Genomic DNA, 20,401 nt, shown 5'->3' with positions numbered 1-20,401 from the left:
ATCGTCGTACCCCCGTGCTTCCATCGGGGGGTGGCACAGCGCGGGGGTGAGGGTGGGCCGGTCTACCGGCTGCTGCCCGGCCGGGAGCCGGGCACCGCTGCACCGGTCCTGGACCCGACGCAGCAGGCCGTGGTCGACCATCCCGGCGGGCCGCTGCTGGTCCTCGCCGGCCCCGGCACGGGCAAGACGACGACGATCGTCGAGGCGGTCGCCACCCGGATCGACGCCGGGATCGACCCCGAGCAGATGCTCGTCCTCACCTTCAGCCGCAAGGCGGCCGCGGAGCTGCGCACCCGGATCACCGCACGCGTGGCCCGCACGATCCGCGAGCCCCTGGCCCGCACCTTCCACTCCTACGCCTACGGCGTCCTCCGTCGGGCCGCGGTGCTGCGCGGCGAGGCGCCGCCGCGGCTGCTGACCTCCGCCGAGCAGGACGCCGTGGTGGCGCAGCTCCTGGAGGGCGACGTCGAGGGCGAGGGCGCCGTCCGGTGGCCGGACGACCTCGCCCCGGCGCTGGGCACCGCCGGGTTCCGCACCGAGCTGCGCGAGCTGCTCCTGCGCGCCACCGAGCGCGGCGTCGGATCGGCCACGCTGGCGGCCTGGGGGCGGGAGACCGGCAACGCGCACTGGGTGCACGCCGCGGCGTTCCAGGAGCAGTACGAGGGCGTCACCGCCTTCTACACGGCCGCGCGGGGCGACTCCTCCGGCTACGACCCGGCGGAGCTGGTCCGCCAGGCCATCCTCGAGCTGACCGACGACCCCGAGCTGCTGCGCCAGGAGCGCGAGCGCGCCCGCTGGCTGTTCGTCGACGAGTACCAGGACACCGACCCCGCGCAGGTCGAGCTGCTCGAACTGCTCGCCGGGGGCGGGGGCAACCTCGTGGCCGTCGGCGACCCCGACCAGTCCATCTACGCCTTCCGCGGGGCCGAGCCGCGCGGCATCGTCGAGTTCCCCGAGCGGTTCCGGCACACCGGCGGGCGCCCGGCCGCCCGGGTGTCGCTCGGCGTCTGCCGGCGCTCGGGCGAGGAGCTGCTGCGGGTCAGCCGGAAGGTCGCCGAGGGCCTGCCGGGCCCGTGGGAGCACCGCCGGCTGGCCGCGGGGGAGCGCACGTCGGCGGGGGAGGCGGAGGTGCACGTCTTCGGCGCCGCCGCGGTCGAGGCGGCGTACGTCGCCGACGTGCTGCGCCGCGCCCACCTGCTCGAGGGCGTCCCGTGGTCCGAGATGGCCGTCGTCGTGCGCACCGCCGCGGTGCTGGGCCCGTTCCGGCGCGCCCTGGCGTCGGCCGGCGTGCCGGTCGCCGTCTCCAGCGACGACCTCCCGCTGGCCGCGCAGCCCGGCGTCGCGCCGTTCCTCAGCGCGCTCACCGCGTTGCTGCCCGGCCCCGACGGCACACCCGCAGGGCTGGACGAGCCGGCGGCCGAGGCGTTGCTGGCCTCGCCGCTGGGCGGCGCGACGGTCCTCGACCTGCGCCGGCTGCGCCGCGCCGTCCGCGTCGCCCTGGCCAGGCAGGGCGTCGACATCGCCGAGCGCGGCACCCCGCTGGCGCTGGCCCTGGCCGACGACGCCCTGCTGGAGGCGCTGCCGGAGCACGTCGTGCGGCCGGCGGCCCGGGTCGCCGCCGTCCTGGCTGCCGGGCGGCTGGCGCTGGCCGGCGACGGCACCGCCGAAGACGTGCTGTGGGCGATGTGGCAGCGCAGCGGGCTGGCCGGCCGCTGGGCGCGGACCAGCGCCGCCGGCGGGCCGTCCGGTGCCGTCGCCGACCGCGATCTCGACGCCGTCGTGGCGCTCTTCGACGCCGCGGCCGGCTTCGTCGACCGGCTGCCCTCGGCCGACGTCCGGGCGTTCGTCGACCACCTGTCCGCGCAGGAGCTGCCCGGTGACACCGGGGCGGCGCGGGCGGTCGCCGGCGAGACGGTCCGGCTGCTCACCGCGCACGCCGCCAAGGGCCTGGAGTGGGACCTCGTCTGCGTCTCCGGCGTCCAGGAGGGGGTGTGGCCCGACCTGCGCGAGCGGGCCTCCCTCCTCGGTGCGGAGGTGCTGGTGGAGAAGGCCGCCGGCATCGACGGCGCCCGGGTCGACCGGCGCACGCTGGCCCTCGCCGAGGAGCGGCGGCTGTTCTACGTCGCCTGCACGCGCGCCCGGCGGCGGCTGCTGGTCACCGCCGTCGAGGGTGCGCTGGACGGCGCCGACGCCGGAGCGACCGCGTCACGATTCCTCGACCTGGTGCAGCCACCCCCGGAGGACGGCCGGCCGCTCACCGAGCTGCCGCGCGCCCTGACCCTGCCCGCCCTGGTCGCCGAGCTGCGGCGGGCCCTGACCGATCCGCACACCCCGGCGGCCCGGCGCTCGGCGGCGGCCTCGGTGCTGCGCCGGCTGGCCGACGAGGGGGTGCCCGGGGCGGCACCGGCCCGCTGGTGGGGGCTCGCGCCGCTGTCCGACGACGCGCCCCTGGTTCCCGAGGAGGACCCCGTGCGGGTGCGGCCCTCGGCCATCGAGACCTTCCAGCGCTGCCCGCTGCGCTGGGTGCTCGGCGCGGTCGGCGCCGAGGCCTCGCCCGATGCCACCCGCACCGTCGGCACGGCGGTGCACGAGGTCGCCCAGCAGGTGGCCGAGGGGCTGTCGGACGCCGAAGCGCGCGCGGCGCTCGACGTCGAGCTCGACCAGCTGGACCTCGGGCCCGGCTGGGCCGACCAGCGGCAGCGCGTCCAGGCCCAGGAGATGCTCGACCGCTTCCTCCGGTGGCACGCCACCAACGGCCGCGAGCTCCTCACGGCGGAGGGGAATGTCGACGTGGTGGTCGGGCGGGCGCGCATCCGCGGGCAGGTCGACCGGCTGGAACGGGACACCGAGGGCCGGCTGGTCGTGGTCGACCTCAAGACCGGGAAGACCACCGCCAAGAACACCGAGGAGCACGGGCAGCTGGCCGCCTACCAGGTCGCGATCGCGGCCGGCGGGTTCGCCGAGCACGGCACGGTGCCCGGCGGTGCCGCGCTGCTGCAGATCGGCACCGGGGCCAAGGCCAAGGAGCAGCACCAGGAGCCGCTGCCCGTCGACGTGCCGCTCGCGCAGACCTGGGCCGGGGAGCTCGTCGCCGAGGTGGGCGACGGGATGGGGGCGGGCACCTTCGAGGTGCGCACCGGCACCCACTGCGCCCGCTGTCCTGCCCGCCGCAGCTGCCCGCTCCAGGAGCGGGGACGGCAGGTGACCGGATGACCCGGATGCACGACGACCAGCTCTCCTTCGACGACCTGCTCGCCGATGCCCCCGCGCCGCGGCCGGAACCGCGCCGGCTGCTCACCCCGGCCGAGGTCGCCGCGCGGTGCGGGCTGCCCTACGCGCCGTCGGGCGAGCAGGCCGGCGTCGTCTCCGCCCCGGCCGACCGGCCGCTGGTCGTCGTGGCCGGCGCGGGGTCGGGCAAGACCGAGACGATGGCCGCCCGGGTGTCGTACCTGGTGGCCAACCGGATCGTCGAGCCTGAGGCCATCCTCGGTCTCACCTTCACCCGCAAGGCCGCCAGCGAGCTCAACGAGCGGATCAGAAAGCGGCTCGGCGCGCTCGCCGGGCACCCGCAGACCGACGGCGACCTGCGGGACCGGCTGGCGATCGCCCAGCCCACCGTGTCGACCTACCACGGCTACGCCGCCGCCCTCGTCGCCGAGCACGGGCTGCGGATCGGCGTCGAGCCCGGCGCCGGCGTCCTGGGCCCGGCCATGTGCTGGGGCCAGGCGGCGACGGCGGTGGCCGCCTGGACCGGGGACATGTCCGACGTCCCGCTCACCCTGCTCACCACGGTCGAGGACGTGCTGGCGCTCGCCGCCGAGATGGGCGAGCACGACGTCACCCCGGCGGCGCTGCGCGCGTGGACCGCGCGGCTGGAGGCGCAGATCGCCGGCTACCCCGACGCGCCCCGCAAGAAGGGCCCGTACGCCGCGGTCGCCGAGATGGTGGCCCGGCAGCGGGCGCGGGTGGCGCTGCTGCCGCTGGTGGAGGCCTTCGAGGCCCGCAAGCGGGCGGCCGGGGCGATCGACTACGCCGACCAGGTCGCCTACGCCGCCCGGATCGCCGTCGCGTCGGCCGAGGTCGGCCGCCGGGAGCGGGGCCGGTGGAAGATCGTGCTGCTCGACGAGTACCAGGACACCAGCGTCGGGCAGCTGCGCATGCTCGAGGCGCTCTTCGGCGGCGACACCGGGCACCCGGTGCTCGCGGTCGGCGACCCGCGCCAGTCCATCTACGGCTGGCGCGGCGCGTCGGCGGGCACCATCGAGCGGTTCGCCCGCACCTTCCCCGGGCGGCCGGGACGCCGTGCCGAGCGGCTGACCCTGGCCACGAGCTGGCGCAACGACGAGGCCGTGCTCGCCGTCGCCAACGCCGTCTCGGGAATGCTGCCCGCGCCGGCGCAGCCGCTGCCCGACCTCGCGCCCGCGCCCACCGCGGGCCGCGGCTCGGTCACCGTCGGGCTGTACGGGACCGTGGCCGAGGAGACCGCGGCGCTGGCCGACCGGTTCGCGGCCTGCTGGGAGGGCCGGGACGCCGGCCTGCCACCGCTGCCCGGCGGCCAGCACCCCTCGATGGCCGTGCTCGTGCGCACCCGCAAGCAGCTGCCCGGCATCGCCGCCGCGCTCCGGGAACGCGGTCTGCCCGTCGAGGTGGTCGGGCTCGGCGGGTTGCTCGAGGTGCCGGAGGTCTCCGACGTCGTCGCCACGCTCACCGTGCTGGTCGACCCGACCGCCGGTGACGCGCTCGGCCGGCTGCTCACCGGCGCCCGCTGGCGGATCGGGCCCCGCGATCTCGCGGCGCTGGAGGCCCGGGCCCGGGCGCTCGTGCACTCCCGCCGGCCGGCGCGCCCGGCCGACGGCGAGGGCGCCGACCCCGCGGCACCCGAGCCCCCGCAGGAGCGCGGGAGCATCGTCGAGGCGCTGGACGACCTCGGTGACGCCGAGCAGTACTCGCCCGCCGGGTACCGCCGGCTGCGCCGGCTGGGGAGCGAGCTCGCGCACCTGCGCGGCCGGATCGGGGAGTCGCTGCCCGACCTGGTCGACGAGGTCGCGCGCGCCCTGGGGCTGGAGATGGAGCTGGCCAGCGCGCCGGGGGTGACGCCGGCCGGGGCGCGGGCCCACCTCGACGCCCTGCACGGCGTGGCCGCCGAGTTCACCGAGCTGGCCGAGCTGCCGTCGCTGCCGGCGTTCCTCGGCTACCTGCGCGACGCGGAGGAACGCGAGCGCGGCCTCGAGCCGGGGGAGGTGGCGGTCAACCCGGAGGCGGTCCAGCTGCTCACCGGGCACTCCGCCAAGGGCCTGGAGTGGGACGTGGTCGCCGTACCCGGCATGACCGCCGACCAGTTCCCCGCCCGCACCAACGCCAGCGACTCCTGGATCAAGGACCCTGGCGCCGTCCCGGTCGACCTGCGGCTCACCGACCGCGAGGAGCTGCCCCGGCTGCGGCTGCCCGTCCCCGGCTCCGGCGACCAGGCGGTCGTCCGCGGCGCGCTCGAGGACTACGTCGAGGAGTGGAAGGACTTCGGCCGCGACGAGGAGGTGCGGCTGGGCTACGTCGCCGTCACCCGGGCCAAGCGGCTGCTGCTGTGCTCGGGCAGCTGGTGGCGCGACGGCGTCAAGCCGTGCGGGCCGTCCTCCCTGCTGCTCACCGCCCGGGAGGCGGTGGAGGCCGGCGCCGGCACCGTCGTCCACTGGGCCCCGCAGCCCGACGACGGCGCGAGCAACCCGGCGCTGGAGGAGTGGCCGGTGGGGGTGTGGCCGGCCGATCCGCTGTCGGCCGGCCGGCGCCGCGCGCTCACCGCCGCCGCCCAACTGGTCGAGGGCGCCGCGCCGCACCCGCTGGGCCCCGACATCTCGCTCGGTGAGGCCGACGACCTCGTCGCCGCCTGGGTGCGCGACGCCGACCTGCTGCTGCGCGAGCGCGCCGTCGCCGCCAGCCCCACGGTCGACGTGCCGCTGCCCTCGCACCTGTCGGTGTCGGCGCTGGTCACCCTGCGCCGCGACCCGGCCGAGCTGGCCCGCCGGCTGCGCCGCCCGATGCCGGCGGCGCCCGCTCCGCAGGCGCGGCGCGGCACGGCGTTCCACGCCTGGCTGGAGGAGCGGTTCGGCGCGGCCCGGCTGGTCGACCTCGACGAGCTGCCCGGCTCCGGCGACGAGTTCGCCGCCCCCGACGACCAGCTCGAGGAGCTGCGCGCGGCCTTCCTCGCCAGCGAGTGGGCCGACCGCCAGCCGGTCGAGGTCGAGGTGCCGTTCGAGACCCCGCTCGGCCCGCTGACCCTGCGCGGCCGGATCGACGCCGTCTTCCAGCGCGAGGACGGGGGCTACGAGGTCATCGACTGGAAGACCGGACCGCCGCCGTCCGGCGGGGAGCTGGCCGCCGCGGGCGTGCAGCTGGCCGCCTACCGGCTGGGCTGGTCACGGCTCACCGGGGTGCCCGTCGAGCGGGTGAGTGCCGGCTTCCACCACGTGGCCGCCAAGGAGACGATCCGCCCGGTCGACCTGCTCGACGAGGCCGGCCTGCTCGCCCTGGTCACCGGGTCGGGCTGAGCGGCCCAGGCACGAGCTCGCATCTCGGCCCCCGGCCGTTGCGGCGCGCGGCCCGTCCGCGCTTCCATACGGGTGTCACGCGGGGGAGGAACGGGACCGTCCGGACGAGCAATCGGGGAGGCACGATGGACCTGTCGCGGCATCGCACCGTGCGGACCCTGGTCGCATCGGGCGCCGTGCCGCTCCTGGTCGCGTGCGGTGGTGGCGAGGCGGTCTCGGCAGGCGACGTGACCGTTCTCGTCTCCGAGCCGGCAGACGCCGGCATGGATGCGCTCGGTGGTGGTCGGCTGGAGGTGGTGGGTGGCTGCCTCGGCGCCGGCGGCTACGTGATCGTCTGGCCCTCCGGCACCGAGGTGGTCAACGACGACCCGTTGACGATCGACATCCCCGGCCAGGGCACCTACGGCCTCGGTGACGAGGTGGAGGTCGCAGGCGGCTTCGTCCTCGAACACTCCTCCCGGGACGTGGAGCCCGGCCCCTTCGACGTCGCGGGCGTGACCGTCCCGGCCGGGTGTGCGGAGCACGACGTCTTCCTCGCTCGCTGACGGTTCTGCGGTCCGCAGTGGTACCCCGTCGGGTCCGTTCAGCCACCGGGCCGGGGATGGGTTCCCCGGGTGACGAAGCGGCACAGGTGCGCGCTTCTCATGGCGTCCGCCTTGAGCCGCGAGACGTTCCCGCGGCAACGTCGAGCGGGCCGCCGTGAGCGGGTTCCCGCGGGATCGCGTCATCGCAGTCGGGCATGCTGAGGGTGCGCGCACCCGGGCCGTGGCCTGCTCGGCGACCAGGGGCTGCGGCACCGCCCCACGGCTCAGCTGAGAGCTGGCCGGGCGTCAGGTCGAGGAGACTCGGTCCAGGATCGCGGCGGCCAGCTGCTCGGGCGCCTGCTCGGGGATCCAGTGCGTGACGCCGGGAAGCTCCACGAACCGGTAGTCGCCGGTGACGAACTCCGCGCACGCCTCCGCCGCTGTCCGGCCGATCGCGACGTCACCGTCGCTCCACACGTACGTCGTCGGCACCTCGACCTTGTCCACCCGGATGTCGGAGCTCATCGCCCGGTACCAGTTCAGCGCCGCGGTGAGCGCGCCGGGCGCCGACAGCACGGCGACGTACTCGTCGGCGGCCTCGGGGGAGACCCCCGTGTCGCCCTCCGCGCCCAGCAGCATCCGGCGCAACCGCCGCGCGTCGTCGGCCAGCAGCACCTCCTCGGCCTTGCCCGGCTGCCAGAACAGCCGGATGTAGGCCGAGCGTTCCTTCTGCTCCGGGTCGATGCGGAAGGCCGCGGTGTAGGCGGCCGGGTGGGGCACCGAGACGGCGGTGAGCGAGCGCACCCGGTCGGCGTGCCAGGCCGCCAGGGTCCAGGCGACGTTCGCGCCCCAGTCGTGGCCCACGACGTCGGCCACCGGGATCTCCAGCGCCGTCATGAGGTCCGCCGTCACCTGGGCGAGGTTCTGCATGGCGTAGGCCTCGACCTCCGCCGGGCGGGCGCCGGGGGAGTAGCCCAGCTGGTCGGGCGCGTAGGTGCGCAGCCCGGCCTGGGTGAGCAGCGGCGTCACCGCCGCCCAGGACGCCGAGGTCTCCGGGAAGCCGTGCAGCAGCAGCACCGGCCGTCCGTCCTCGGGGCCGTCGACCCGCACGTCGAAGGTCAGGTCGCCGACGTCGGTGCGCAGCAGCTCTCCGGGCATGTCCCGCACGCTAACGGTCCGGGGCGGGCACCGCGTCCCCCGGGAACGTCCGGGCGCCGCTGCGGCGTTGGACCCCACATGTCGCTGACCCGACGGCAGTTCCTCGCGGCCGCGGCCGGCGTCGGCGGGGCGGCGGTCGCCGGCGGCGTGCTCGCCGACCAGGTGTGGCCGCTGCTGAGCAGGGAGGACCTGGTCCCCGGCCGGACGCCCGAGCTCGTCCTGCCCCCGCGGGCGTGGACCACCACCCCGGACCGGCTCACCTTCGCCGCCGTCGGCGACACGGGCACCGGTGGCCGGCAGGCGATCGCCGTCGCCACCCGCATGGCGCAGGGCTACGAGCAGAACCCCTACGGGCTGATCACCCACCTCGGTGACATCTGCTACTACGGCCGCATCGAGGACCGGTTCGACGACGTCTTCCTCCGCCCCTACGGGCCGCTCATCGAGGCCGGGGTCGACGTCGAGCTGGCCATCGGCAACCACGACGGGGACGTGTACTTCAGCGACGCCCGGCTCGAGGAGATCGAGACCGAGCTCCGGCTGCTCGGCACGCCCGCGCGGTACTACCGGAGCACGCACGGCCCGGTCGACTTCTTCTACCTCGACTCCAGCCGGCCCGGCCTGTTCGGGTCGACGGCGACCGAGCAGATCGACTGGCTGGACGACGCGCTGAGCACCTCCACGAGCCAGTGGAAGATCGTCTGCCTGCACCACCCGCCGTACTCGTCGGGCCGCCACGGGTCCACCCCCGGCGCCGAGGAGTTGCTCGTGCCGGTGCTCGAGCGGCACGCCGTGGACCTGGTGCTGACCGGGCACGACCACCACTACGAGCGCACCGTGCCGCTGAACGGGATCACCTACGTGGTCAGCGGCGGTGGTGCCAAGCTCACCCCGGTGCGCCCGAGCCGCATCACCGCGGCCGCGGCATCGGTGCTGCAGTACCTGCACGTCGAGGTCGACGGCGACCGGCTCACCGGCCGGTGCATCCGCCCCGACGGCGCCTTCGCCGACCGGTTCACCCTCCGCGCCCGCGAGGGCCGGTGAGCACCCGGCGCCGCGGCGCGCGTGCGGTACGGGAGGGCGCGGCCGTGGTGTACGGGCTGGCCGCGCTCGCCGCCGTCGTCGCGCCCGCTCTGATCATCGACTCGACCGCCGCCGGCGGCGGGGTGGCCCCGACCTGGCAGGCGCTCGACCTGCTCGCGGTCAGCGCGGTGCTCGGGATCGGCTACGGGGCCGTCTGCTACCGCCGGTTGCGCCGGCAGTCGACGGAGACCCGCTCCCGGCCGAACGCCTGGATCGCCGCCATTCACGCGCTGGTGGCCCTGGCGCTGCTCTCCTCCGTGCTGCTCGCCGTGGTGCTGCACGAGCTCGGGTCGCTGCAGGCGCCCCTGGCCGGCCAGGAATGGACCCTGCTGCTGCTGTGGGGCGGGCTGCAGCTGGTCGCGATCCTCGTCGCCGAGGCGGTCGAGCGGGGCGTGTTCCGCTGGCTGACCCTGCCCGAGCGCCGGGCGGCTGCCGGAGTGGCGAGCGGGCCGCCCGCTCCCGCGGCTACGGTCGGGGACCGTGACCAGCGCCGAACGTGACTTCGTCCTCGACCACCTCGACGACCTGCACGCCGACCTCGACGCCTGGCTGCGCATCCCGTCGATCTCGGCGGACCCCGCCCACTCCCGCGACGTCGCCGCCAGTGCCACGTGGCTGGCCGACGCCCTGCGCCGGGTCGGCTTCCCGACCGTGGAGATCTGGCCGACCGCCGGTGCGCCGGCCGTCTTCGCCGAGTGGCCGTCGGCCGATCCCGGCGCCCCGGTCGCGCTCGTCTACGGCCACCACGACGTCCAGCCGGTCGACCCGCTCGAGCTCTGGGTGCACCCGCCGTTCGAGCCCACCCGGGTCGAGGGCCCCGACGGCCCCGAGCTGCACGCGCGCGGCGCGATCGACGACAAGGGCAACGTCGCCTTCCACCTGCTCGGCATCCGCGCCCACCTCGCCGCGACCGGCCGCGAGACCCCCGCCGTCACCGTGAAGCTGCTGATCGAGGGCGAGGAGGAGTCCGGGTCGCCGCACTTCCCCGCGTTGCTGGCGGAGCAGCGGGACCGGCTCGCCTGCGACGTCGTCGTGGTCAGCGACACCGGCATGGCGGCGCCCGGCGTGCCCAGCGCCGTGACCGCGATGCGCGGCCTGGCCGACGCCGAGATCACGCTGCGCGGCCCGGCCGTCGACCTCCACTCCGGTTCGTTCGGCGGCGCCGTCCCCAACCCCCTGCACGCCCTCGCCGAGCTGGTCGCGAAGCTGCACGACGACCAGGGCCGGGTCACCCTGCCCGGCTTCTACGACCGGGTGCGGCCGCTGTCCGACCGCGAGCGCGAGCTGATGAGCCGGGTGCCGTTCGACGAGGAGGCCTGGCTGGCCGGCCCCGCCGCCTCCCGGGCCACCTACGGCGAGGCCGGGTTCAGCACCCTGGAGCGGACCGGCGCCCGCCCGACCGCCGAGGTCAACGGCATGTGGGGCGGCTACACCGGGCCCGGCCACAAGACGATCATCCCGGCCGAGGCGCACGCCAAGATCACCTTCCGGCTGGTCGCCGACCAGCGCCCGGAGGACATCGGGCCGATGCTGCGCGACTGGGTGGCGGCGAACGTCCCGGCCGGCATCGAGGCCGAGGTGCACACCCCGCCCGGTGGTGTCTCGCCCTGCGCCAGCGACCTGGACTCCCCGGCGATGGCGGCGCTGCTGTCGGCCATCGGCCAGGCCTTCGACACCGCACCCGAGGACGTGCTGTTCACCCGGGAGGGCGGCAGCGGCCCCGAGGCGGCCATCGTCGAGGCGCTCGGCGCCCCGCTGCTGTTCCTCGGCGCCGGGCTGCCCACCGACCGCATCCACTCCCCGAACGAGCGGGTGCTGCTGCCCATGCTCTACCGCGGAGCGGAGGCCGCGGCGCACCTGTGGCGGGAGCTGGCCGCCGCGCGGCAGCGCTAGGGACGCGTCCCGACGACGACGGTCGCGCCGAGGTCGTCGTCCGACACCAGCCGGGGCACCAGGCCGCCGGCGGTGACGACGTCGACCGCCGTCGCCACCTGACCCTCGCCGCACTCGAAGAGCAGGGACCCGCCGGGCGCGAGCCAGCGGGACGCGCCGTCGGCCACCCGGCGGACCAGCGCGAGGCCGTCGGCCCCGCCGTCCAGGGCGACGCGTGGTTCGTGGTCGCGCGCCTCCGGCGGCATCAGCGCGATCGCCGCGGTGGGCACGTACGGCACGTTCGCGGTGAGGACGTCGACCCGGCCGGCGAGCCCGCCCGGCAGCGCCGCGAACAGATCCCCCTGGTGCACGGGGAGGCCGGGCAGGTTGCGGCGGGCGCAGCGGACCGCCGCCGGGTCGACGTCGGCGGCGTGCAGGTCGATCCCCGGGACGGCGGCGGCCAGCGCTGCGGCGACCGCACCGGTGCCGCAGCACAGGTCGACGACGACCGCTCCGGGACGGGCCACTGCGGCGGCCTCGCGGACCATCAGCCCCGTCCGCTGGCGCGGGACGAACACGCCCGGCGCGACGGCGATCCGCAGACCGCAGAACTCCGCCCAGCCCAGGAGCTGCTCCAGCGGCGCGCCCGCCACCCGCCGGCCGACCAGTGCCGCCAGGTCGGCGCCGTCCCGGGCCGCCGCGGCGAGCAGCCGCGCCTCGTCCTCGGCGAACACGCATCCCGCCGCCCGCAGGCGCAGCACGAGGGCGGCGTCGACGGGCTGCACGGCGACCTCCGGACACGGCGACGGGGACAGGGGGTGGTGCCGATGACGCCCTACTCTGGGGCCCGTGACCGGAGCCGGGCAGAACGCTGCGCCGGGCTGGTATCCCGACCCGAGCGGCATGCCGGGCATGGTGCGCTGGTGGGACGGCGCAGGCTGGTCCGACGTCATGATGCCCGTCGGCCCCGGCGTCGCCGTGGGCAGCACCCCGCTCCGGCCGCAGCCGGAGCCGGAGCCCGCACCCCCGTCCGGACCCGCCCCGCGGGCGTCGTCGTTCCGCCCGTGGGTCGCGGTCGGCTCGGTGCTCGTGCTCGTGGTGGCCGTCGTCGTCGCCGTCCTCGCGCTGCGCCCGGAGGCACGTCCCGACCGGACCACGGTCGCGCTGGAACCCGGCGCTGCGCCGCCGGCGGCCGGGCCGGCGTTCCCGCCCGGCACCGTCCGGATCATCGACGACGCGGCCGGCATCTCCTATCCGTACCTGGGGGAGGGCTGGTCGGAGTTCGACCTGCCGCTGCAACTGGAGACCACTGCCACCGCCGGCCAGTACTTCACCACCCAGGAGGCCACTCCCGACGGCGGGATCTTCATCTCCCAGTGCACCTCCGGCCCGGTCGCCGCGGGGTACGGGTGGTCCGGCCCCTCGACCCTGGCGTCGACCACCCGCACCCTGGCCACCAGCGTCCGGGCCAACTACTACCCCGGGCCGAACGAGCAGGAGGTGCTGCGCGACGAGCCCCGCACCGTCGACGGGCACGCCGCGCACCTCTACGAGTTCACGTTGGCCTGGGACGTCGAGGGCTACGACGCCTCCGGGGAACGCGCCGCGCTGCTGGTGATCGACGTCGGCCGCCCGGCCCCGGCGCTGCTCTACGTCTCCATCCCGAACACCCACGCCGAGCTCTACGGGGTCATCGACCGGGTCATCGACTCCGTCGACGTGTTGTGACGCCGGTGGACTCCGGTCGCAGGGCTCACCACGGGTGGGGACGGCACCTGGTCGCGGTGTCACCCGGACGGTGACGTCGTCGTAGGGTCGGGTGCGTGACTGCAGCTGGCACCGACCTGATCCTGCGGCACCCGATCGAACGGTTCACGCTGGACAACGGTCTGCGGGTGGTCCTCGCCCCCGACCGGAGCGTGCCGGTGGTGGCGGTAAGCGTCTACTACGACGTCGGGATGCGCAACGAACCCGAGGGGCGCACCGGCTTCGCGCACCTCTTCGAGCACATGATGTTCCAGGGGTCGGCCAACGTCGCCAAGATGGAGCACGCCCGGCTCGTGCAGGCGGCGGGTGGCACCTTCAACGGCTCGACCCACCAGGACTACACGAACTACTTCGAGGCGCTGCCCGCCGAGGCGCTGGAGCGCGCGCTGTTCCTCGAGGCCGACCGGATGGCCGCGCCGGCGATCACCGAGGAGAACCTCCGCAACCAGATCGACGTGGTGAAGGAGGAGATCCGGGTCAACGTGCTCAACCGCCCCTACGGCGCCTTCCCCTGGCTGCAGCTGCCGCAGGTGGCGTTCGAGAGCTTCGCCAACACCCACGACGGCTACGGCTCGTTCGTCGACCTGGAGTCCTCGACCGTCGACGACGCCACCGACTTCTTCTCCCGGTACTACGCCCCGGGCAACGCCGTCCTCTGCATCGGCGGCGACCTCGACGTCGCCGAGACCGAGAAGCTGGTGCGCCGCTGGTTCGGCCCGGTCCCGGCCCGCGAGGTCCCGTCCCTGCCGTACACGGGGGAGCCCTCGCCCACGACCGTGCGCTCGGCCGTCGTGGAGGACGCGCTGGCGCCCGCGCCGGCGCTGGCCATCGGCTGGCGGGTGCCCGACCCGGTGGGCGACTTCGACACCTACCTGGGCAGCGTCCTGCTCGCCGAGGTGCTCAGCGAGGGCGACGCCTCCCGGCTCGAACGCCGGCTCGTCCACGACGACCGGATCGCGATCGCGCAGAGCAGCTACGTGGGCCTGTTCGGCGACCCGTTCGACGTCCGCGACGCCACCCTGCTCACCACGCAGGTGCACCACCCGGCCGCGGTGCCGGCCGAGCGCGTCATGGCCGCGGTGCACGAGGAGATCGGCCGCATCGCCGAGGACGGCGTCGACGCCGACGAGCTGCGCCGGGTGCAGGCGCGCGTGGAGGCCCAGCTGCTCCAGCAGGCGGACTCCGTGCTCGGCCGCACCCTCGCCTTCGCCGCCGCCGAGCTGGTCCACGGACGGGCGGAGCTGGCCGGCGAGCTGGCCGCCCGCCTCGCCGCGGTGACCCCGGACGCCGTCCGGGGAGCCGCCCGGGGGCTCGATCCGGGTACCGCCGCGGTGCTCGAGCTGCGACCGGCCGGAGGTGCCCGATGACCACGACGCAGGAGAGCCCCCTGATCCCGCCGCTGGGTGAGCCGCGGCCGCAACCGGTCCCGGTGGTCGAGGAGACCACCCTGGCCAGCGGGCTGCGCGTGGTCGTGGTGCCGCGGCCGGGTGTGCCGCTGGTGGAGCTGCGGCTGCGCGTGCCGTTCGCCGCCGCGAGCGCCCGCAACGCCGGGGTGCACGCCGCGCGCGGCGCCGTCCTCTCCGGGGCGATGCTGCTCGGCACCGCCCGGCACGACCAGACCGGGATCGCCCAACTGCTGCAGAGCCACGGCGCGGAGCTGGCGGTGAGCACCGACGCCGACCGGGTGCTCGTGGGCACGACGCTGCTCCCCGGCGGGCTCGGCCCCGTGCTCGAGCTCCTGGCCGAGCTGCTCACCGAGGCCGCCTACCCGGCCCGCCAGGTCGACGGCGAGCGCGACCGGCTGGCCGAGCGGATCGCGATCGCCCGTTCCCAGCCCGGCACGATCGCCCGCTCGGCGCTGGCCGCGCGCCGGTACGGCAGCCACCCGTACGCCATCCAGCTGCCCGACGCGGAGCTGGTCGCGGCCGTGCGGGCGCCCGCGCTGCGGCGGCTGCACCGCGAGCGGATCCTGCCGGCCGGCAGCACCCTCGTGCTCGTCGGCGACCTCGACCCGCGCGCCGCGGCCGACACCGTGGCGGCCGCGCTGGACGACTGGACCGGCAGCGGCACGGCCGTGGAGGCACCGCCGGTCACCGAGCAGCGATCGGCCGGCATCGAGCTGGTCGACCGCCCGGGTGCGGTGCAGTCCAACCTGCGCCTGGGTGGGCCGGCGCCCGGCCGTACCGAGGCGGACATCCCGGCCGTGCGGCTCGCCGCGATGGTCTACGGCGGCTACTTCTCCTCCCGCCTCGTCGAGAACATCCGCGAACGCCGGGGCTACAGCTACAGCCCCCGCAGCGCGATCGACCACCAGCGCGCCGCGTCGTCGTTCCTCGTGGAGGCCGACGTCGCCACGGAGGTCACCGGTCCCGCGCTGCTGGAGACGCTCTACGAGCTCGGCCGCATGGCGCTGACCCCGGTCACCGAGGCGGAACTGGACGCCGCGCGCCGCTACATCCTGGGCAGCATGGCGCTGTCGACGTCCACCCACGCCGGACTGGCCAGCACGCTGACGGCGCTCCTGGGCGCGGGGCTCCCTGCGGACTGGCTGGCCACCCACCAGCGCGACCTCACCGCCGTCACGGTCGAGCAGGTGCAGGCCGCGGCCGCGCGCTACCTGGCGCCCGAGGCGCTCACCGCGGTCGTGGTCGGGGACGCCGGCCGGGTCGCCGCGGAGCTCGCCACGCTGGCCCCGGTCACGGTCACCGGGAGCGGCGGACAGGGATGACCGCCCTCCCCGGCGCCGACGACGACCGGCCGTTGCTCGCCCGCTCCGGCCACGACCGGGCCCACCTCGCCCGCCTGCTGCCCGATCCAGCGGCAGGCCGACCGGTCCGGGTGCTCACGGTCGACGCCGCGGGGACCGTCCCGGTGCAGGAGGGCCCGTCCGGACCGCGGCTGATCTGGGAAGAGCGACCGGCCCTGCCGGCCGGGGCGGTGTTCCTGGGCGAGGCCGACGGGGTGCCGTACGCGACGGTGCGGGGGGAGCGGTCGCTGACCGTCGCGGGCCGGGCCGTGGACCTGTGGGCCGGGCTGCGCGACCTCGGCGCGGACCTGGACGACCTGGACGCCGGGCTGCTGGCCGAGGCCATCGGCATCCTGGAGTGGCACGAGCGCCACCGCTTCAGCCCGCTCACCGGTGCGGCCACGACGGTCGAGCGCGCCGGGTGGACACGTCGCGATCCGACGACCGGCACCGAGTTCTTCCCGCGTGTCGACCCCGCCGTGATCATGCTGGTCCACGACGGAGCCGATCGCGTGGTCCTCGGCCGGCAGGCGGTCTGGCCGCCCGGGCGGTTCTCCATCCTGGCCGGCTTCGTGGAGCCGGGGGAGTCGGCCGAGGCCGCCGTCGCCCGCGAGGTGGAGGAGGAGGTTGGCCTGCGGGTCACCGACGTGCGCTACGTGGCCAGCCAGCCCTGGCCGTTCCCGCAGTCGCTGATGCTCGGGTTCGTCGCGCGGGTCGACGGCGACCAGGAGATCCGGGTCGATCCCACCGAGATCGAGGAGGCGCGCTGGTTCACCCGTGAGGAGCTGCGCACCCCCGACGGGCAGCTCGCGGTGCCGCCGTCGATCTCGATCGCCCGCCACATCCTCGACCGCTGGGTGAACGACGAGCTCAGCTGAAGCCATGCCCTCGGCCTGACTGCGCGCCCCGCTCCACTCCTCACTCGTTCCTCGCTGCGATGCTCACGGGGCTGTCGTCAGGCGCCCGCCCAGCACCAGGGCCGGCCGGTCCGGGTGGTCGGCCAGCACGACGGCGTCGGCCAGCGCCACCGGGTCGACCTCGTCGTCGTAGCGGTCGAAGGCCGGGAGCGCCCAGGCGTCCTCCGGCGGCGTCCTCCGGCGGCGCGCGGCAGGGGCCACGCGCAGGTGGACCACCACGTCCAGCGCCAGCCCCACCCCCTGCAGGAGCGCCCCGGGGACCAGGAGCACCGCGCCGGCGGGCACCGGCTGCGGGGCAGCGCGGGTGGCCCGGTCGCGCGCCAGGTCCCACAGCGACGGGAGGTACTTCCCGGAGCCTCCCGGCCCGACCGGCGCGAGGACCTCGCGGTTGAGCGCGCCGACGTCCAGCCAGTCGGTGTACCGGGCATCGGGATCGGTGCGCCCGTGCTCCAGCCGCAGCGACGCCGGCCGGTAGAAGCCCGTGGCGGGGACGACGACCGTGCCCCGCCCCAGCGCCGGCAACCGCTCCGCGACGGCCGCGGCGAGCTGCTCCGGTTCGGCGAGCTCCGGCCCGTCCACGGCCACCCGCAGCGCCGTGGCGCCGGGTTCGGGGGCGGTGACCGCCAGCAGGGCGGCCAGGCGGTCGGCGAGGGCGGCGGGGGAGAGCGGTTCGGGACGGGTCAGGACCGGCCGTCCGCGTTGGCGACGAGGCCCTCGGTCAGGGCCAGGGCGCGAGGTGCCGGTGCGGCGCCGTCGCCGGTCGTCACCGCGGGTGACGCATCGGGGAGGGGCGCCGTGCCCGCCTCGCCCGCCAGCCCGGCGAGCACCTCGCGCGCGAGGTCGACGACAGCGCGCCCCTGCGTGCGGGCGTCCCGCCGCAGGCCCTCGAAGGCGGCGCGCAGGCTCGAACCGTGGCGCTCCGCGAGCACGCCGATGGCCCGCTCCGTGGAGACCCGCGACGCCAGCGCGTGCTCGAGCTGGGCCACGGTGTGCTGCAGCGCGGCGATGCGGGCGTCGACGCAGTCGGTGTCGGCGGGCGCGGGGGAGCGGCCACGCGCCGACCGGCGGGCGTTCCGGTCGGGCTCAGGCGACAACCCGACCTCGTCGGCCACCAGGTCGGCCAGGGTCATGCCCTCGACGAGGCCCTCTACGCAGTCACCGTCGACCGGCCCGCCCGGCAGCGGCACGACCACCCAGCCGCGCGGCGTGCGCGTGAGGGCGATCTGCGGCCGCGGTCCGGCGGCCGGCACCCCGAGCCCGGCCGACCGGACGACGGCGGCTGCGGAGAGGGAGCCGTCGACCTCGTCGGAGGGCCGGGGACCGGGGACCACGGGTGCTCACGCCTCCGGGAGCTGTGCGAGCTGGGCCTTGACCTGGTCGATGCTCGGGTTGGTCAGCGCGCTGCCGTCGGGGAAGACCAGCGTGGGCACGGTGCGGTTGCCGCCGTTGGCCTGCATGACCAGGTCGGCCGCCTGCGGGTCGGTCTCGATGTCGACCTCGGCGAACGGGATGCCCTCGCGCTCCATCATCTTCTTCAGCCGGAGGCAGTAGCCGCACCACGTGGTGCTGTACATGGTGACGGCGGCGGGGGTGGTGGTCATCGCGGGCAGTCTCCCTGTTCGTGCCGGGCGGGTCCAGTCCCGAGGCGGGGTGGCACGGTGCGTGGTGCGCAACACCGGTCTCCTGGGGATGCTTCCCGCGCCCGTCGGTCCCGGCTGGGAGGATCGTGCCGCGGACACGAGGGTTCGGCCAGCGGCAGGACCGACGACGGGGAGGAACGCCGGCGATGGGGCACGCGGACGCGGAGGCAGTGCTCGGCGGCCTCGACGACGAGCAGCGCGCGGCGGCGCAGGCGGTCGCCGGGCCGGTCTGCATCCTCGCCGGTGCCGGCACCGGGAAGACCCGCACGATCACCCACCGCATCGCCTACGGGGTGCACACCGGCACCTACGTCCCGGAGCAGGTGCTGGCGGTCACCTTCACCGCCCGCGCGGCCGGTGAGCTGCGGACCCGGCTGGCCGCGCTCGACGTCGGCGGGGTGCAGGCGCGCACCTTCCACGCCGCGGCCATGCGGCAGCTGCGCTACTTCGCGCCGCGGGTCCTCGGCGGCCCGATGCCCGGGCTGATCGAGAACAAGCTGCGCGTGGTGTCCTCCGCGGCCACGCGCAACCGGCTGACCACCGACCGCACCAGCCTGCGCGACCTCGCCAGCGAGATCGAGTGGGCCAAGACGACCCTCGCCACGCCGGAGGACTACCCGGCCCGCGCCAAGGCCGCCGGCCGGGAGGTGCCGTTCGAGCCGGCCGCGGTCGCCGCCGTCTACGCCAGCTACGAGTCGGCCAAGCAGCGCGACGGGGCGCTGGACTTCGAGGACCTGCTGCTGGTCACCGCCTACGCGATCGAGGAGCACCCGGACGTCGCCCGGCAGGTGCGCGCGCAGTACCGGCACTTCGTCGTCGACGAGTACCAGGACGTCAACCCGCTGCAGCAGCGGCTCCTCGACGCGTGGCTGGGCGGCCGCGCCGAGATCTGCGTGGTGGGTGACCCGAACCAGACGATCTACTCCTTCACCGGTGCCGACCCCGACTACCTGCTCGGGTTCGCCGACCGCTACGCCGACGCGGCCGTCGTGAAGCTCGAGCGCGACTACCGGTCCACGCCCCAGGTCGTGGGCCTGGCGAACCGGCTGATCGGACAGGCGCCGCCGCGCAAGGGGTTGTCGGGCCTGCGGCTGCTGGGCCAGCGGCCGCAGGGCCCCGAGCCGACGTTCGTGGAGCACCCCGACGAGCCGGCCGAGGCCGCGGCGGTCGCGGCCCGTTGCAAGGCGCTGATCGACGACGGCACGCCCGCCGCCGAGATCGCCGTCCTGTTCCGCATCAACGCCCAGTCGCAGGTCTACGAGTCCGCGCTCGCCGACGTGGGTGTGCCCTACGTGCTCAAGGGCGGTGAGCGGTTCTTCGAGCGGCCCGAGGTCCGCGAGGCCGTGCTGCTGCTGCGCGGGGCGGCGGCCGGGGGCAACGAGCCGGGGATGCTCGTGCCGGCGGTCCGTGACGTGCTCGCGTCCACCGGCTGGGTGGAGCACCGGCCACCGGCCGGGGGAGCGGCCCGGGACCGCTGGCAGTCGCTCGCCGCGCTGGTCGACCTCGCCGTCGACCTGGTCGCGGAGGACCCGTCCCTGGACCTCGCCGGCTTCGTCACCCACCTCGCCGCGCGCGCCGACGCCCAGCACGCGCCGACCGTCCAGGGGGTGACCCTCGCGTCGATGCACGCCGCCAAGGGGCTGGAGTGGGACGTCGTGTTCGTCGTCGGCCTGGTCGACGGCGTGCTGCCGATCGCCCAGTCGCTGAGCCGCCCGGTCGCCGTGGACGAGGAGCGGCGCCTGCTCTACGTCGCGGTCACCCGGGCCCGCGAGCAGCTCACGCTGTCGTGGTCACTGGCGCGCAGCCCGGGGGGCCGGCGCTCGCGGCCCCGCAGCCGGTTCCTCGAGGGGCTGGCGCCGGACTCCGGTCCCACGGCTCCACCGGCGCGTCGGCCGGCCAAGCGGCCCAAGGTCGTCCTCGAGGGCGAGGCGGGGGAGTTGTTCGAGCGGCTGCGTGCCTGGCGGAGCCAGGCCGCCCAGTCCGCGTCGGTGCCGGCCTACGTCGTCTTCACCGACGCCACGTTGCAGGCCATCGCCGAGAGCCGGCCGGCCAGCCTGCGGGAGCTCTCCGGGCTGCCGGGGATCGGTGCCCGGAAGCTGGAGCTCTACGGCGCGGACGTCCTGGCCGCCGTCAGCGGCTGATCGGCGGTGAA

Annotated in this window: 16 protein-coding genes; 11 read left to right on the top strand and 5 right to left on the bottom strand. The window is 76.1% G+C overall.

Annotated features, from left to right (window positions below; all coding sequences use genetic code 11):
* Positions 1-30 precede the first annotated feature (30 nt).
* The 3 genes from ABDB74_RS16945 to ABDB74_RS16935 all read left to right on the top strand — a co-directional run bounded on the left by ABDB74_RS16945 (position 31) and on the right by ABDB74_RS16935 (position 7,087).
* The gene (locus ABDB74_RS16945) at positions 31-3,213 is read left to right on the top strand and encodes an ATP-dependent DNA helicase (protein WP_346619930.1); all 3,183 of its coding nucleotides are present in this window, start codon (positions 31-33) and stop codon (positions 3,211-3,213) included.
* Positions 3,210-6,542: an ATP-dependent DNA helicase gene (locus tag ABDB74_RS16940; protein WP_346619929.1), complete on the top strand. Its 3,333-nt coding sequence runs from the start codon at positions 3,210-3,212 to the stop codon at positions 6,540-6,542. Before ABDB74_RS16945 ends, ABDB74_RS16940 begins: the two co-directional genes overlap by 4 nt.
* A 125-nt stretch (positions 6,543-6,667) precedes the next feature.
* A complete protein-coding gene (locus ABDB74_RS16935) occupies positions 6,668-7,087 on the top strand; it encodes a hypothetical protein (protein ID WP_346619928.1) in 420 nt (139 codons plus the stop codon).
* Positions 7,088-7,372: 285 nt separating this feature from the next.
* On the opposite strand, the gene ABDB74_RS16930 is transcribed toward ABDB74_RS16935, so the two are convergent.
* On the bottom strand, positions 7,373-8,224 hold the full coding sequence (locus tag ABDB74_RS16930; protein WP_346619927.1) for an alpha/beta hydrolase: 852 nt from the start codon (positions 8,222-8,224) through the stop codon (positions 7,373-7,375).
* Positions 8,225-8,302: 78 nt separating this feature from the next.
* Here ABDB74_RS16930 and ABDB74_RS16925 point away from each other — a divergent pair, with 78 nt between their 5' ends.
* From ABDB74_RS16925 to ABDB74_RS16915, 3 genes are read left to right on the top strand one after another with little or no spacing between them, the layout of a single operon-like run.
* Positions 8,303-9,268 (top strand): metallophosphoesterase, encoded by a 966-nt coding sequence (locus tag ABDB74_RS16925; protein ID WP_346619926.1) that lies wholly within the window; start codon positions 8,303-8,305, stop codon positions 9,266-9,268.
* On the top strand, positions 9,265-9,807 hold the full coding sequence (locus tag ABDB74_RS16920; protein ID WP_346619925.1) for a hypothetical protein: 543 nt from the start codon (positions 9,265-9,267) through the stop codon (positions 9,805-9,807). The genes ABDB74_RS16925 and ABDB74_RS16920 overlap by 4 nt, the downstream gene beginning before the upstream one ends.
* A complete protein-coding gene (locus ABDB74_RS16915) occupies positions 9,788-11,200 on the top strand; it encodes a dipeptidase (protein ID WP_346619924.1) in 1,413 nt (470 codons plus the stop codon). Before ABDB74_RS16920 ends, ABDB74_RS16915 begins: the two co-directional genes overlap by 20 nt.
* On the opposite strand, the gene ABDB74_RS16910 is transcribed toward ABDB74_RS16915, so the two are convergent.
* Positions 11,197-11,964 carry a putative protein N(5)-glutamine methyltransferase gene (locus ABDB74_RS16910; protein ID WP_346619923.1) on the bottom strand — a complete coding sequence of 256 codons (768 nt, stop codon included), beginning with the start codon at positions 11,962-11,964 and terminating at the stop codon, positions 11,197-11,199. The two genes, ABDB74_RS16915 and ABDB74_RS16910, sit on opposite strands and share 4 nt — an antisense overlap.
* A gap of 64 nt (positions 11,965-12,028) precedes the next feature.
* Here ABDB74_RS16910 and ABDB74_RS16905 point away from each other — a divergent pair, with 64 nt between their 5' ends.
* From ABDB74_RS16905 to nudC, 4 genes are all read left to right on the top strand, one after another.
* Positions 12,029-12,907 carry a DUF2510 domain-containing protein gene (locus ABDB74_RS16905; protein WP_346619922.1) on the top strand — a complete coding sequence of 293 codons (879 nt, stop codon included), beginning with the start codon at positions 12,029-12,031 and terminating at the stop codon, positions 12,905-12,907.
* 95 nt (positions 12,908-13,002) lie between these two features.
* Positions 13,003-14,313, top strand: a complete 1,311-nt coding sequence (locus tag ABDB74_RS16900) for a pitrilysin family protein (RefSeq protein ID WP_346619921.1) — start codon at positions 13,003-13,005, stop codon at positions 14,311-14,313.
* Positions 14,310-15,674, top strand: a complete 1,365-nt coding sequence (locus ABDB74_RS16895; protein ID WP_346619920.1) for a pitrilysin family protein — start codon at positions 14,310-14,312, stop codon at positions 15,672-15,674. Before ABDB74_RS16900 ends, ABDB74_RS16895 begins: the two co-directional genes overlap by 4 nt.
* Entirely contained in the window at positions 15,671-16,570 is a 900-nt protein-coding gene (nudC, locus tag ABDB74_RS16890) for an NAD(+) diphosphatase (protein ID WP_346619919.1), read from the top strand. Before ABDB74_RS16895 ends, nudC begins: the two co-directional genes overlap by 4 nt.
* A 63-nt stretch (positions 16,571-16,633) precedes the next feature.
* Here nudC and ABDB74_RS16885 read toward each other — a convergent pair whose 3' ends face one another.
* From ABDB74_RS16885 to ABDB74_RS16875, 3 genes are all read right to left on the bottom strand, one after another.
* The gene (locus ABDB74_RS16885; protein WP_346619918.1) at positions 16,634-17,194 is read right to left on the bottom strand and encodes a uridine kinase; all 561 of its coding nucleotides are present in this window, start codon (positions 17,192-17,194) and stop codon (positions 16,634-16,636) included.
* Positions 17,195-17,289: 95 nt separating this feature from the next.
* Positions 17,290-17,940 carry an ANTAR domain-containing protein gene (locus ABDB74_RS16880; RefSeq protein ID WP_346619917.1) on the bottom strand — a complete coding sequence of 217 codons (651 nt, stop codon included), beginning with the start codon at positions 17,938-17,940 and terminating at the stop codon, positions 17,290-17,292.
* 6 nt (positions 17,941-17,946) lie between these two features.
* Entirely contained in the window at positions 17,947-18,210 is a 264-nt protein-coding gene (locus ABDB74_RS16875) for a mycoredoxin (protein WP_346619916.1), read from the bottom strand.
* Positions 18,211-18,395: 185 nt separating this feature from the next.
* Here ABDB74_RS16875 and ABDB74_RS16870 point away from each other — a divergent pair, with 185 nt between their 5' ends.
* Positions 18,396-20,390: an ATP-dependent DNA helicase UvrD2 gene (locus ABDB74_RS16870; protein WP_346619915.1), complete on the top strand. Its 1,995-nt coding sequence runs from the start codon at positions 18,396-18,398 to the stop codon at positions 20,388-20,390.
* Positions 20,391-20,401 lie beyond the last annotated feature (11 nt).

This window comes from Blastococcus sp. HT6-4, assembly GCF_039679125.1.
Taxonomy (GTDB): domain Bacteria; phylum Actinomycetota; class Actinomycetes; order Mycobacteriales; family Geodermatophilaceae; genus Blastococcus; species Blastococcus montanus.
The sequence above is the reverse complement of the archived record's forward strand: the minus strand, read 5'-3'. Positions and strand labels throughout refer to the sequence as shown.

What these genes read in the sequence shown, in the direction of transcription:
- nudC (WP_346619919.1), top strand. Translation starts at nt 15,671, where the DNA reads ATGACCGCCCTCCCCGGCGCCGACGACGACCGGCCGTTGCTCGCCCGC.
- ABDB74_RS16895 (WP_346619920.1), top strand. Translation starts at nt 14,310, where the DNA reads ATGACCACGACGCAGGAGAGCCCCCTGATCCCGCCGCTGGGTGAGCCG.
- ABDB74_RS16870 (WP_346619915.1), top strand. Translation starts at nt 18,396, where the DNA reads ATGGGGCACGCGGACGCGGAGGCAGTGCTCGGCGGCCTCGACGACGAG.
- ABDB74_RS16935 (WP_346619928.1), top strand. Translation starts at nt 6,668, where the DNA reads ATGGACCTGTCGCGGCATCGCACCGTGCGGACCCTGGTCGCATCGGGC.
- ABDB74_RS16940 (WP_346619929.1), top strand. Translation starts at nt 3,210, where the DNA reads ATGACCCGGATGCACGACGACCAGCTCTCCTTCGACGACCTGCTCGCC.
- ABDB74_RS16930 (WP_346619927.1), bottom strand. Translation starts at nt 8,224, where the DNA reads ATGCCCGGAGAGCTGCTGCGCACCGACGTCGGCGACCTGACCTTCGAC.
- ABDB74_RS16875 (WP_346619916.1), bottom strand. Translation starts at nt 18,210, where the DNA reads ATGACCACCACCCCCGCCGCCGTCACCATGTACAGCACCACGTGGTGC.
- ABDB74_RS16925 (WP_346619926.1), top strand. Translation starts at nt 8,303, where the DNA reads ATGTCGCTGACCCGACGGCAGTTCCTCGCGGCCGCGGCCGGCGTCGGC.